The sequence below is a fragment of the Alkalicoccus luteus genome (assembly GCF_012034335.1).
GTDB classification, from domain to species: domain Bacteria; phylum Bacillota; class Bacilli; order Bacillales; family Salisediminibacteriaceae; genus Alkalicoccus; species Alkalicoccus luteus_A.
This window is the reverse complement of record NZ_JAATHJ010000007.1, coordinates 112,294-127,258: the sequence shown is the minus strand read 5'-3', so window position 1 is coordinate 127,258 and position 14,965 is coordinate 112,294. Positions and strand designations below refer to the sequence as shown.

Sequence of the window (14,965 nt, the reverse complement as noted above, 5' to 3'; positions counted from 1 at the left end):
GTAACAGAGTGCAGCAACAGTTGCAAGCAGTAGAATAAATTTGTCACACCAGCTATGCTGATTTAAAATAGCGATAGCCTGAAAGCATTGAAAGGAGCACCCAAATGGCAAACTATATCATCATCGGCGGAGGAATACTCGGTGCTTCCGCCGCCTATCACCTGAGCCGAATCGGCTGTAAGGTTACTCTGTTTGACGCTGGCCACAAAGGGCGGGCAGCGGACGCTGCAGCTGGAATCATAGCTCCCTGGGTATCTCAGCGCCGCAACAAAAACTGGTATGCAATTGCGAGGGGGGGAGCTGTCTATTATCCGGAACTTATTGATAAGCTGCGTGACAGTGGTCAGAAGGATCCTGGCTATCAAAAAGTCGGCTCGCTTCATCTTCATGATTTAGATGAAAGGCTTCATCATAAATATAGTCACCTGCAAAGACGCAGAGAAAACGCTCCGGAAATGGGGCAAATCACCCTGCTGAATCAAACGGAAACGAGGCAGTACTTCCCGGAAGCGCACGAAAGATTCAGTTCCGTCTATGTGGGAGGTTCAGCAAGAGTAAACGGTGCAGAATTGAGGGAGGCGCTTCTCGCAGCAGCTGTCAATGAAGGACTGACTATTGTTCATGAGAACGCATCGATTCAGGTAGATAATGGACGGCCAGCTGTCGTAGCCGGGACACAAAAGCTGCATCCTGATAAACTGATCGTCACCGCCGGTGCATGGACCCGGCCGCTGCTGGAGCAGGCAGGTTTTGAAAGCAGAAGCACCGTTCAAAAAGGTCAGATTGTCCACATGAGAATCCGGGAAGAAAACAAATGCCGCCCTGTCGTCATGCCGCACGGGGAATATTACCTGATTCATTTCGGCGGCGGCAAAGTCGCGTTTGGAGCATCTAAAGAAGACATCACAGATTTTAATACGGACGTATCTGTCGGAAGCCAGGCAGAACTGCTGCAGGCACTTCTTCATGTGGCACCAGGGATGAAAAACGCTGAAATTACCGGTATACGCACCGGGCTCAGACCATTTACTCCCGGTTTTCTCCCTGTCTTTGGTGAATTAAAAGGCGCGTCCGATGTGATTGTTGCAGATGGACTTGGAGCCTCTGGTTTAACGTCCGGGCCGTATTTAGGGAGAGAACTGGCACACCTTGCAGCAGAACGTCCGATGGAGCTTGATCCGGCTGACTATCCGCTTGAAAAAGCCGCTGCAGATACGATTTTAGATTAAAGTGCTTCGAAAACGGATATAGAAGGAAAAGGAGCTACTTCATGAACTATCAAACGTTACTTAAAGCCGCTGCAGTCTTTGCGGCGGCTGCTCTTCTGATTTATATAAATGCAACATATTTAAATTTTGAAGCAGAGCAGCTGCAGGACTTTTTTCTGTCATTCGGGCTGCTTGGTCCTGCGGTGTTTATTCTGATGTTCGCAATGAGGCCGTTTCTTCTTTTTCCCGCTTCGGTTATGGCGGTAGCCGGCGGATTAGCATTCGGTCCGATAATTGGACCGGCTGCTACTTATGCAGGCTCCCTTGCAGGAGCACTGCTGTCGTTTTTGTTTATTCGTAAGATCGGCAGTAAAAAAAAGCAGAAGCTTTCCGGAGCCAAGCGAGAGGTAATTAAAAAAAGAATCGAAGAGAACGGAATGTTTTATATCATATCGCTGCGAATTCTGCCTGTTATCAATTTTGATCTGGTTACGTATCTTGCCGCCGTTTCTTCTATTAAATTGAAGACATTTCTTGGTGCCACGATGATCGGAATTATTCCGGGAACATTGGCATTCAACTTGCTCGGAGCCTCACTCGCTGACCTCAGTGCAGGTATGATCGCTGCTACGGCCGCAGTATTTGCTATTGCACTTATCATTCCTTATGTCGTTAAACGAATGCTTAAAAAGAAAAACATGGACCTTGAAGAACTAACATGACAGCTTATGAAGAAGGTGGTTCTATGGAACACTTCCAGGTAGTAGTGATTGGCGGAGGTGTCGGAGGGCTGACGCTTGCCCTCCGGCTTGCGCAGCAAAATACGAAAGTTCTGGTTATCGAAAAGGATAAAAATCCGGGAAAGATTTACAAAGGAGAGCTGCTTCAGCCGAAATCACTCCTTCATTTCAGGGAGATGGGAATAGATCACCGGATAGTAAAAGCGAGTCATCCTCTGCCAACGATTCATACCTATGAAATGAAAGAAGCAGCTGACGGCACGGTTGAAGAAAGTATGTATATTCCGCTTCACTATGACAGGCTCCCGGTTGCTTTTCCGGAAGCCCGGATGATCCCTCACGAAAAACTTAAAAATATTATTTTAGAAGAAGCAGGGAAACACGAATCGTTTCATTACTGGAATCCTGCAGCATTTCAGAAATTCACCTCCATGGACAGTAAAGCAAAACAGTTCAACAGGGCACTGGTTAAAAAAGATGGAGAAGAATTTGAGATTCAGGCTGATTTTTTTGTCGGAGCAGAAGGAAGATCATCCCTGATGCGTAAAGCGATGGATCAGCAGCTTGTTACAACCCAGTATAACCATCACTTTCTGACCGTTACCTTTCCGAGGCCTGCAAACTTTACGGAAGCAAGAATGTACGCCTCACATAAATCATTTATTGGATTATTTCCACTCCCCGATAATGAAGTGAGGTGCGTGCTGCTGATTAAACCGGGCGATTATAACAAAATGAAAAAAGAAGGGCTTCATACATTTTATGATCCGATTATTCAATTTGAGCCGGAGCTGAAAGACTGTGTAACGCAGATTGAATCCTGGAAAAAAATTCAGCTGATGATTCCGGTCCGGCATAATATCCACGAATACGTACAGGGAAATGCGGCGATCATTGGAGATGCAGCCCACGCTGTCCATCCAATGGCAGGCGAAGGCATGAATCTGGCTATTCAGGATGGTGCTATTCTGGGAGATTTACTGAACTGGATGTTCGAAACGAATAATCTTGAGCCTAAGCATCTGCGTATGTTTGAGAAAGTAAGAAAAAAACGAGCAGACCGGCTGTCGCTGCTCAGCCATTTTTCTGCTCTCGGGTATGCCTGGTCATTTAAGTGGTATCAGTGGGGGAGAATGTTTGCGCTGAAGCGCTTCGAACGGCATCCGATTTTACATTACAAGCACATGCTGAATATTTCAGGTGTGGGCTGGTGGATGTACACACCGATGGATGCTGCCCGGTTTTTAGGTCCTTCATCGATGTACATGAAGTCAAGGTTTAAAAAGCGGAGTCAAAAAGCTGTTTTTACCGATCAAGATGATTATCCGTGGCGCAAACTCACTCACGGCAGCGATGGGACGTAACGTACATGGTATTTATCAATCCTTTCCTTTCATAAAACTTAACGTAAAAAGCCGGCATGAAATATTTTGCCGGTTTTTTGGTGCCCGCTGCCATTCTGAAAGGGAGGTTGGTCAGCGAATTTAAAAAGAAAACGTTCGTTTACTCAGTCGCACATGAATGAAGAGTTGTGCTAAACTATATGTACGAACATATGCTTGTATATGGTAAAAGGAGGCTGTCAAATGGCACTTACAGTCATCGGCGGACGATCGGGAACCGGTAAAACGGAAAGGTTACTGCAGCATCTGGTCAGCTGCATTAAAAGGGATCCAGCAGGCCCTCCGATCATCCTGCTCGTACCTGAACAAATGACATTTCAGATGGAGCGCGAACTGCTGAAACGTGCAGGAAGAGCACTGACGCGTGTACGCGTATTCAGCTTTACACGGCTGGCTTATCATATTCTTGAACTTGAAGGCGGCATGATTCATCCGCAGCTGAGCAAAGCAGGCATTCATGGTCTGCTGAAGTCGAATGCAGCTGAGTCAGGCGAACAGCTGAAGCTGTTCCGGACATCCTATGAAGCTTCCGGTTTTATTGATCAAGTAGAAGAAATGATGACGGAATGCAGGCGGTATTCAATCACATGCTCCAGTCTGGAAACGCTGTCCTCAAAGCTTATTCAAAAACCGGAACGATCAGCTCTTGAAGAAAAACTGATGGCCAAGCTGCATGATTTCACGTTAATCCAGCGGAAGACGGAAGAACAGCTGGAAGGGCGATTTATTGAGTCGGAAGACTTGCTGAGACTTGCAGCAGAAAAACTCCAAAACAGGAAAACAGCAGAAAACTGGCATGTATTTGCCGATGGCTTTCATGAGTTGACGCCGGTAGAGTTGGAACTGTTCACCGCGATTGTTGCCCAGACTGACGTACGCAGTGCTATTGTTGCTGATGAGAGCAACTGGGAAGAACCGGATCCTCTTGATTTGTTTTTCAGATCACATCAGCTCGTACATAAATTAAAGGCAGCTGCTGAAGAGGAAGGAGTTTCGTTTTCGATCGAATTTGCCTCCGGGGGAAGGCGTTCCGGGAAGCCTGCTCTTCAGCATCTTGAAGCATCTGTCTTTCGCTATCCTCCGAAAACAGCGGAAGATGCTGATGGTATAGAAATCTGGGAAGCGGTAAGCCGCAGAGCGGAATGCGAAGCAAGTGCCCGTCAAATAGCCCGGCTGGTTAAAGCAGGAAAACGGTATAAAGATATAGCCCTTATCACGAGGGATCTTGAGCTCTACGGTCCCGTTCTGGAAACAGCTTTTCAGCAGGAACACATCCCTTACTTCCTTGATCGGAAGCGGCCTGCCAAGGAACATCCGCTTTCTGAACTGATCAAATCTGCGCTGGAGACTATCGAATTTAACTGGCCTTATGAAAGTTTTTTTCGAATGGTCAAAACCGGACTGTTTTTTCCGGAGGACGTGACGCGCTCAGAAATCGATCAGTTTGAGAATTACTTGCTGGCTAGAGGGATCAAAAGCTGGCGCTGGCGGGAAGCTGTCAGTTGGGATGATCCTGTTGAAACGGCAGAGGGGACTCCTGAGCGTACGATGGAAGATATCCGGCAAATAGCGCTGCAGCAGATGACCGTTTTTGAAGAAGACATGCTTCAAGCTGAGTCGCTTTCGGATTTCGTCGAGGCAGTCTATCAATTACTCACTGTATTAAATGTGCCCGACAGACTAGCTGCATGGCATCATTCACGAACAGCAGAAGGCAAGCCGGAACAGGCCGAGGAGCATCAGCAGATTTGGCGGGAGATCGTCAGGCTGCTGGACGATCTGCATGCAGTTGGAGATGGCCGAAAGACAGAGCTGCACGTATTTAGAGAAACGATGGAAACTGCTCTTGATGCATTAACCTATTCGATCATTCCTCCGGCATTTGATCAGGTGCTGATCGGGGATGCAGAGATTTCCAGAGTGCCGCAAGTCGATGTATTATTTGTGATTGGCGTTAATGAGAATATCTTTCCAAAGAAGCTGGAAGAGCATTCCTTCTTTCAGGAAGAAGAACGTGAACTGCTGGAACAATCAGGGGTCGAGTTAGCTCCCGGCGTTAATTCACAGCTCCTGCATGAAAATTTTCTTTTTTACCGAGCTGTTGCCCAGCCATCAGAAAAATTATACTGTGCGTATGCGATTGCAGATGACGCAGGTAAAAGGCTTCAGCCATCTTTGTTCATCGATCAGCTGAAAGAGAGAGTACCTGCAGCCCCTCACTATGTAAAGGGGACCGTTCCAGAGGATGAGAGCAGTCCGGCTGAAACCTTCATTACGACACCAGATCGGACCGCAGGACTGCTGGCGCTGCAGCTGCAGCGTTATAAAGAAGGGTATTCACTTGATCCGGTCTGGTGGTCAGCCTATAACTGGCTGGCTCAGCACCAGAATGATGCACGTTTTGAGATGCTGCTTGGGAGTCTGCATCATGAAAACAAGCCTGTCAGCCTCTCTCAGGGGGCAGCTGCTGCTCTGTACGGGCAAAAATTAAAAGCGAGCGTTTCCAGATTCGAACAATTTAACGCTTGTCCGTTTTCTCAGTATGCACGCTACGGCTTAAAGCTCCGTGAACGTGCGCGCTATAAACTGGAAGCACCGGATATTGGCATGCTATTTCACGATGCGCTGAAAGAAGTATCCGAACAGTTGCAACAGCGCTCAAAAGATCCAGAGAACCTTAGTCAGGAAGAAATTGTTCATCAGGCGGAGCAGACCGTAGAAAAACTGGCCCCCGCCATTCAAAGGGACATATTGCGCAGTTCGGAAAGGTATGCCTATATTCTTCATAAACTAAAAGGTGTCGTGGCTCAAGCGGCGGTGATGCTCAATGAACAGTCGAAACGGTCTCACTTTATTCCGGCAGGCTCGGAAGTCGGCTTTGGTTCAGGTAAAGAGCTGCCGCCTTTGATGATTACACTTGATTCCGGAGCGCTGGTAGAAGTCTCCGGGAGGATTGACCGGGTCGACAGAGCTGATACGGATAAGGGCACTTACCTCCGTGTCATTGATTATAAATCGAGCGATAAAGACATTAAGCTGGAGGATGTCTATTACGGTCTTGCTCTGCAAATGCTCGTCTACCTGGACGTGGTCACCAGCTTTGCAGTTAACTGGCTCAACGTGGAAGCTGATCCGGCCGGCGTCCTGTACTTCCATGTCCACAACCCGATGCTTAGAAGCGATCATAAAATGACGCTGGAGCAGATCGAAAAAGAGCTGTTAAAAGCGTTTAAAATGAAGGGACTCCTGTCTGCTGAAGAAGGAGCAGTGGATGCTCATGACCATACCCTTCAAGAGGGGGCATCTGATATTGCGCCGCTGTATGTAAAAAAAGACGGCTCCCAGGGGGCAAGGTCGAAAACGATTGCCGCTGAGCATTTCGAGCTGCTCCGCGATTATATCCGAGGCAGCATGAAGCGCTATGCTGAAAAGATCATGGATGGCGATACATCACTGAAGCCTTACCGGAAAAAGAAGGAAGTACCGTGTACGTATTGTGCCTACCGTTCATTCTGCCAATTTGATCAATCGCTTCCCGGCAACAGCTACAGAGTCCTTTCGGAAAAAAAGCAGGACGACATTATTGAGCTGATGAAAGAGGAAGGAGACAATAGCCATGACAGCTAAAAAATGGACTGCTTCTCAGCAGCAGGCGATCGACCAACGGGAAGGACCTATTCTCGTAGCAGCAGCTGCAGGCAGCGGAAAGACAGCCGTTCTCGTTGAGCGGATTATTCAGCAGCTCGTAAACGGAGAGCTTGAAATCACTGATATTCTCGTCGTGACTTTTACGAATGCCGCAGCTGCAGAAATGCGCCAGCGGATCAGCAAAGGACTGGAAAATGAGTTAAAAAAACGGCCGAATTCACCTCTTTTGCGAAGGCAGCTGAACCTGCTTCCGAGAGCCAGTATTTCTACGCTGCATGCCTTTTGTAAAAGCGTTTTGCAGACTTACTACTATGAGGCTGGCGTCGATCCGCGGTTTCGGCTTTTAGATCAAACGGAAGCGCAGCTGACAGAAGATGAGGTGATGGAGGAACTGTTTGAAGATGCATACCGGGACGATGACCGATTCTACAGGCTCGTAGACTATTTCACCGGTGACAAAGACGATGAAGCGTTAAAGCGGCTGATCTTGGATTTGTATCATTTCTCCCGTGCTAATCCGTATCCGGAGCAGTGGCTTACGAATATGGTCGACGTCTATCGGTCTGACTCTGGCAATCCTGAATGGCTTGATGACGCCCGGCAGTTTGTAAAAGACCGCTTCCAGTCGCTGCACGGATTGTATGAACGTATGATGGTCCTTTGCCGGGATGAAGACGGTCCGCGAGCGTATCTGCCGGTATTGGAGGAAGAGGCTGCGGCGATTGACCGGATTCTTGCAGCAGCGGACCGGGAGAGCATGAGACTTCTTGCAAGCCCTTCGTTTAAGCGGCTGCCGGCGGTAAAAAAAGCAGATAAAGAGCTTCTAGATGCTGACAAACAAAACGTTGTGAAATCCGGCCGTGACACGGTAAAAGATGAATGGAAGAAGATTTATGAACAGTTTTTAAAAGAGGAAACAGAATTCGTACTCGATGACATGGCGGCTGCAGGGCCGCTGCTTGAGCTGCTGGCTGAGTATACAGAAAGCTTTGCAGAGCGCTATGAAGCGAGAAAGCGCTCAGTCAATGTTCTTGATTTTCATGATTTGGAGCACTACTGCCTGAAGCTGTTCGGTGAAGAAACCGATGCGGTCCGCTCTTATCAAAGACGATTTAAGGAAGTTCTGGTTGACGAGTATCAGGACACGAATTTCGTTCAGGAGGAACTGCTGCTGCGAATTGCCAGTGCGGACTCGATGTTTATGGTCGGTGATGTCAAACAGTCCATCTATCGTTTCCGTCTTGCAGAACCTGGTCTTTTCTTGAGTAAGTTCCACCGGTACGAAAAGGAAGGTGCCGGAACTCGGATTGACCTTGCAGCAAACTTCCGCAGCAGGCATGAAATCCTGGGAGCGGTGAATGATTTGTTTCGAAAATTAATGAGTGAGCGTCTCGGAGAGCTTGATTATGACGAACGGTCTTTTTTAAGGCAAGGGTCAGCGGATCAGCTGAATCTGGATCAGATGGAGCCTGAGCTCGTGATGTGCAGCCGAGAAGGCGATGGGGATGAAGAGGACGCGGAAGCTGCGAGATTAGAAGCGAGGGCTGCAGCGGTGAAAATACGCCGTATGATCGACAGCGGCTTCATGATTGCAGATAAAGAATTAGGCGTTCAGCGCCCGATCCGGTACAGCGATATAGCTGTGCTGATGCGATCGATGCCCTGGGCTGAAACCTACGTCGAAGAATTTAGTCTTTATAACGTTCCGCTCTATGCAGATCTGTCTACCGGCTATTTTGATGCAGTGGAAATTCGGGTTATGCTGAGTTTGCTGCAAATTATTGATAATCCTTACCAGGATATACCGCTGGCATCAGTTTTACGTTCTCCGATCGGCGGTCTGGACGAAGAGGAGCTGGCTCTTATCCGCGGCTGTTATCCGGAAGGCTCTTTCTTTACGGCCTTGAAAATATACGCAGGTAGATATACGGACAGCCGGGCAGCCAGCTTTATAACTGAACTGAAAAACTGGCGCAGCGATGCTGTAGAAAAAAGCCTTGCCTCGTTTATTTGGCAGCTCTACAATGATACGGGCTATTTAGAATACTGCGGGGGGCTTCCCGGAGGCAGACAGCGCCGGGCTAATCTGACAGCTCTTTATGACAGAGCCGTTCAGTATGAAGCGACTTCCTTCCGAGGGCTGTTCCGTTTTCTGCGCTTTATCGAACGGATGAAAGAAAGAGGAGAAGATTTAGGCAAGGCGGGGGCAGCTGGTGAATCAGAGGATGTTGTCCGCTTAATGACCGTGCATAAAAGCAAAGGACTTGAATTTCCAGTTGTTATTCTGGCTGGTTTAAATAAAGGATTCAATTTTCAGGATTTAAATCAGGCTTATTTAAAACATAAAGAAATGGGACTGGCTGTAAGACTGATCGACCCGGAAAGACGGACATCGTATCCAACTCTTTTTTACTACGTTATGCGTGAAAAGCTAAGGCGGGAGCAGCTGGCAGAAGAAATGCGTGTTCTCTATGTCTCCATGACAAGAGCAGAACAAAAGCTTATCTGCACGTTGAGCGTGAACGATACAGAAAAAGCAGTAGATGCCTGGAAGATGAGCGTGGAAGGGAGCAGAGTCTCAGAGGCTTCCTTGCTTAGAAGCGGCTCACCAGCGGATTGGCTCGTCCCTGTTTTGATGACGTATCGCGATAATTTAACGCAGTTTGCACCGGAAGCGCCGCTTCATGAAGCAGAGTCCGGTACTCGCTGGATCATTTCTGTAGAAAGTGTTCAGACCCTGCCAGCACCAGAGACGGAGAATGGAGACGAGGAACGAAAGAAGCTTCTTCAGTACGTACGAAAACTGGAGCCGTTTGCAGAGCCGGAAAAAGCAATACAGGATCTATTAGAGTGGCAGTACAGTCATACTGCAGCTGTTCGCACTCCGGTAAAGCATTCCGTTACGGAGCTGAAGCGGATGCAGGAGCCGGATCCGTACGCGCGTCGTATAACGGGTGACGTCCAGGAGCTTGTTGAAAAGCCGTCGTTTGCTTCAGCTGAAAAACGGTCCGGTGCGGATACCGGTACGGCGGTGCACACCGTCATGCAGTTTATTCACTACGCTGATTTTGACAAAGACAGTATTAAGCGGGAAATAGAAAGGCTCGTGCAGGAGGAGAAACTGACCAAAGCAGAGGCTGATGCAGTGCCGCCTGAGTGGATCGAACGTTTTTTCAATAGTGATACTGGCTTGTCATTAAAAAAGGCTAAACACGTTTATCGCGAGCTCCCGTTTAATATTAGCATCCCGGCATCCACCTTTTATCCGGATTGGACCGGACCTGAGGAAAATTTGTTTATCCAGGGGATTATAGATTGTGTGTATCAAAACGAAAATGGCGAGTGGGTTATCCTCGATTATAAAACCGATCGTGCGCATGATGCTGAAAGCTTAAGGGAGCGGTACCGTTTTCAATTAAAGATGTACCAACAAGCACTGGAAGAAGCGTGGGGACTCAATCGCACGGAAGCCGTAATTATTGCGATGCGTACCGGAGAACGTATACGTCTGGAGGACAAATAAATGCGTATCCTGCATACAGCAGATTGGCATATCGGCCGTTCCATTGAGGGGCGGGACCGAATCAACGAGCACGAAGCGATGATGGAAGAAATCCAGCAGATTTGCCGAGACGAAGCGATTGATGCGGTAGTTATGGCCGGTGATGTATTCGATTCCGTTAATCCTCCTGCGAAAGGCGAAATGCTTTATTATGATGGAATGGAGATACTGAGCGAGGGAGGGCGCCGGCCGATCATCGTAGCAGCAGGAAATCACGACAGTCCGGACCGGCTGGAGGCGACGAGCTCGGTGATGAAACGACTGAACGTTCACACACGTGCTTTTCCTGGCAAAGAACCTGTGACTGTTCAGACAGATAAAGGAGTGCTGCAGGCGGTAATGATGCCTTACCCGTCAGAAGCGAGGTTGAAGCGCAGACTATCTGAAGAGCTGAACGAATTTGATTTGCGGGAGCAATACGATAAGGCTGTAAGCGAACTGTACCAAGCTCAGCTGCGTCAGCTTGATCCCCGGGCTCCGATTATCGGAGTTTCTCATTTATTCGCAGCAGGAGGAGCGGAGACGGATTCCGAACGTCCGATTCAACTGGGCGGAGCTTACACGGTTAAAGGCACGAGCCTCCCAGCTGTGGATTATCACGCATTGGGACATTTGCACCGGAGCCAGGCGGTCAAGACGGCGCCGGCCCCCTCCTATTATTCCGGTTCTCCAATGGGCTTTAGCTTTTCAGAAAGAGCCGATATCAAATCTGTGTCAATTGTGACGCTCGGAGATGAGGCATCTCCACAGGTCAAAACGGTACCGCTCTCCTGCGGCAGGCCGCTCGTCAGATGGAGGGCGGAAGCTGGCGCGCAGCAGGTGCTTCAATGGATGGATGAAAAGCGAGACGCTGGTGCCTGGCTGGAAATTGAAGTACATACGGATCAGCCGCTGTCAGCTGAAACCGTTCATCATATGAAGAAAGCGTATGATGGCCTCTTATCCATCATTCCGATTTTCCCCGACAGAGAACGGGACGTGGACATCAGGCGGCGAGAACGTCCAATAGAGGATCTATTTACAGAATTTTATAAAAAACAACTCGGTGGTGCGGAGCCGTCTTCTGAACTCAAAGAGCTGTTTTTGCAAATGGTGGAGGTGGACGATCATGAGGCCGCTCAAACTGACGATTAAAGGCTTACACAGCTTTCGTGCTGAACAGTACGTTGATTTTGAGGCGCTCGCAGGCAGCGGAGTATTTGGAATATTCGGCCCGACCGGAAGCGGAAAATCCAGTATACTGGATGCCTTAACCCTTGCATTATATGCAAAGGTGGAGCGTGCGCAGAAGTTTGATGGCATCATGAATCAGCATGAAAAAGAGATATACGTTCGATTTGATTTTATGCTCGGAAACGATGCTTACGCAGTAGAACGAAATTTGAAAAAAGATAAGGACGGTGCTGTCAGACAGACGTCCGCCCGTTTTATGTGCAATTCTCTGGTAGAAGCGGAAAAGGCGAAAGACGTGAACGAGGCAGTTGGAGAGCTGCTTGGTCTCTCCTCAGAGGATTTCACTAGAGCTGTCGTGCTTCCTCAGGGGAAATTTGCAGAGTTTTTATCTTTAAAGGGGCAAGACCGCAGGAAAATGCTGCAGCGATTGTTTCAGCTTGAAAGATACGGAGACGAATTGAATCGTAAAGTTTCTGCTTCCAGAAAACAAATCGATGCATCATTAAAACAGCTGGAAAGTGAAAAGGACGGACTTGGGGCGGCCGATGAGCATGCAGTAGAAGAAGCAGCCGGCGCTCTGCGTGAAGCCGAAGATGAGAAAAATCTGCTGACGAGGCTCCATAAGAAAGCAGATGAGCTCGCAGGAAAACTGGCTGATCGATGGAACAAACAGCATAAACTTGATGAAGCAAAACATGAGCTGAATCTGCTGCAACAAAAAGAAGATGAGATGCAGGAGAAGAAAGACTGGTTGGAGCGTGCCCGGCTTGCATCACGTTTAAAGCCCTTTGCTGATGAGTGGACAGAAGCGAATCAAGCACAACAGAGCATCGAGGAATTTTACAAACAAGCTGAGATCGGTTTACAGGAAGCGGAAAGAAAACGGATCGAGCTGATTACGCACGCAGAGCAAAAGAAAAAAGAGCTTGAGCAGCTGAAAAGAGAAAAAGAGACAGTCATTTTAAAACTTGAAGCTCTGCAGAATACAGACCTCGAGAAATCACAGCACGAGAAACAGCTCCGAGAGATAAACGATGAGCTCGAAGCCGGTCTTAAGCTCGAGCAGAAAGAGGAAAAGGAACTTCAGGCTGCAGATGTAAAGTTTCGGCAGGCCAAACAGCTTCAGGAACAGCTCGAACGTGACGTACAAGTATACGATGAACAGCTTAAGCCTTTAGCTGAGTTGAGAGCTGCCTGTGAAGAGGCTGAGTCAGTCAGACAGCTGGAAAAAAAAGCAAATGAAAAAGCACAAACGCTGGAGGAATCAGAAAAGAGGCGCTCTCTGACAGCCGCAGCTGCAACAGATCAGGAATCAAACCAGCTCGCAGCTCAGAACCAGCTGAAATTAACCGGGAGTCAGCTGATGGCCGCCTACAATAAGGTTTCTGAGATCGTTCATCATATTCATACACACTTTGTGAGCAGTCAGGAAAAACAATGGATCACAACTCACCGGGAGCTCGTGGAACGAGGAAGTCCATGTCCTATATGCGGACATTCGTCTCTTGCAGCCTCAAACAAAACGTCTTCACGACAAACAGAAGATTTTCCGATGCAGAAGCTCTTGAAAATCCGCTCTGATATAGAAGTAAGAATCGAGAGTTCCCCCGTCTTACTCCCGGAAACGAAATACCAGGAAGAAGAACCGGATCTTTCCCACATTGAAGAAAAAATGCAGGCCTGGCAGAGATTAATTTCTGTCTGGCAGCAGCAAATGAAGGAGCATCAGAACGTTTCCCAGGCATATCGCGATTTGATCCAGCGTCTTCAAGCTGAAGATCAATCTGTAAAAGAGGCTCAAGCAGCTTATTCGTCAGCTCGCGATGAATTTCAAATGAAGCAGAAGAAGTGGCGGCAAAACTTCCGCGAATACAGCCTGGACACTGTCGCAGAGGAATACCAGACGCTTTCTGAATTAAAAGAGAAGCGGGATTATACGGCTGAGCGTATTCGAAAAAGCTATGATATTATCTCCAGTCTGCAAACAAAAAGATGGCAGATCTCCGAAAAGAAAACAGCGTCATCGACGAAAATCCATCAGCTTCGTGACAAAGAAAGAGATCTTCATGAGCGTATAGCTGTCTGCAAAGACCGGATAAAGGCTGTGGCAGGCGATGAACCACTTCAGGATAAATTGCTGCAGGAAAAACAGGCGTTAATTAAGTACAGAAGCAAACTGGAAAAGCTTGACGAAGAAATCACCTCAGCAGCTGAAGAAGCTGAAGAGAAAAGGCTTGCGTACCACAGCGCTTTAGAGCGTAAAACAGCTTCAGAAGAAAGAATCAGAAGAGCTGAACAAGCATGGAGGGATCATGCAGGGGAGAGGGCGCCTGAGGATGTATTGCTTGCTTATGCAGAGCCTTCTGCAGTAGAAGAACAAGCCGAGGCTGTGCAGCAGTTCGAAGAAAAGATGAAGCTGATGGCAGACCGGGTAAGCAGTCTCCAAAAAGAAATTGGCACCCCGGTTACAAAAGATGCTTGGATGCTTGCAGAGGAAAGAAAAACAGCGTTAAGGTCGGATCTGCGTTATGCAGAACATGCTGAAGGAAGAGCGTATCAGTTGTATGAAGACAGAGCAAAACGATTTGAGCGTTATGCAGAGGTGGTGAAAGAAGAAAAGCGTCTCCGGCACGAAGCAGAACTTCATCAGCAGCTGGAGCAGGTGCTCAGGGGCAAGCAGTTTGTTGAATTCCTGGCAGAAGAACATCTCTATCATGTCTGCCGTGAAGCGACGGATGTTCTGAAAAAGCTGACGCGGAGCAGATATGCAATTGAAGTGGATCAGAGCGGCGGCTTTTTGATCAGAGATGACAGCAGCGGAGGGATTCGCCGGCCGGTTTCCAGTTTATCAGGAGGGGAAACATTTCTGACTTCCCTGGCACTGGCACTTGCGCTCTCGAAATCCATTCAGCTGAAAGGGCGCTACCCGCTAGAATTCTTTTTTCTTGATGAAGGATTTGGCACACTGGACAGCGGCCTGTTAGAAACTGTTATGGAGGCATTGGAAAAGCTTGAGCTTGAAGCGGGCTCGGTAGGCGTTATTTCCCACGTACCGGAGCTGCAGGAACGGCTTCAGAAAAGGCTGCGAGTGATCCCGGCAGTACCGGGCGAAACCGGAACGAAGCTTGTATTGGACACATAACGGCAGACTAGGCTCTACGGGAAGCGTAAAAAGCTGCCAGACAGGTACAAATGATTCAGCAGAACATACAAAAGCCGGCTCCAATTTTG

Annotated in this window: 7 protein-coding genes; all 7 read left to right on the top strand. The window is 48.2% G+C overall.

Annotated features, from left to right (window positions below):
* Positions 1–104: 104 nt before the first annotated feature.
* Positions 105–1,229, top strand: coding sequence for an NAD(P)/FAD-dependent oxidoreductase (locus HCN83_RS06985; RefSeq protein ID WP_168005786.1), 1,125 nt, complete (start codon positions 105–107; stop codon positions 1,227–1,229).
* A gap of 41 nt (positions 1,230–1,270) precedes the next feature.
* Complete coding sequence (locus HCN83_RS06980) at positions 1,271–1,930, top strand: TVP38/TMEM64 family protein (RefSeq protein WP_168005784.1); 660 nt, start codon at positions 1,271–1,273, stop codon at positions 1,928–1,930.
* Entirely contained in the window at positions 1,927–3,312 is a 1,386-nt protein-coding gene (locus tag HCN83_RS06975; RefSeq protein WP_168005782.1) for an FAD-dependent oxidoreductase, read from the top strand. The genes HCN83_RS06980 and HCN83_RS06975 overlap by 4 nt, the downstream gene beginning before the upstream one ends.
* A 222-nt stretch (positions 3,313–3,534) precedes the next feature.
* The gene (gene addB, locus HCN83_RS06970) at positions 3,535–6,978 is read left to right on the top strand and encodes a helicase-exonuclease AddAB subunit AddB (RefSeq protein WP_168005780.1); all 3,444 of its coding nucleotides are present in this window, start codon (positions 3,535–3,537) and stop codon (positions 6,976–6,978) included.
* Positions 6,968–10,522 (top strand): helicase-exonuclease AddAB subunit AddA, encoded by a 3,555-nt coding sequence (gene addA / locus HCN83_RS06965; RefSeq protein WP_168005778.1) that lies wholly within the window; start codon positions 6,968–6,970, stop codon positions 10,520–10,522. Before addB ends, addA begins: the two co-directional genes overlap by 11 nt.
* Entirely contained in the window at positions 10,523–11,695 is a 1,173-nt protein-coding gene (locus HCN83_RS06960; protein ID WP_168005776.1) for an exonuclease SbcCD subunit D, read from the top strand. It begins immediately after the preceding gene.
* Positions 11,670–14,876, top strand: coding sequence for an AAA family ATPase (locus HCN83_RS06955; RefSeq protein ID WP_168005774.1), 3,207 nt, complete (start codon positions 11,670–11,672; stop codon positions 14,874–14,876). The genes HCN83_RS06960 and HCN83_RS06955 overlap by 26 nt, the downstream gene beginning before the upstream one ends.
* Positions 14,877–14,965: the final 89 nt, after the last annotated feature.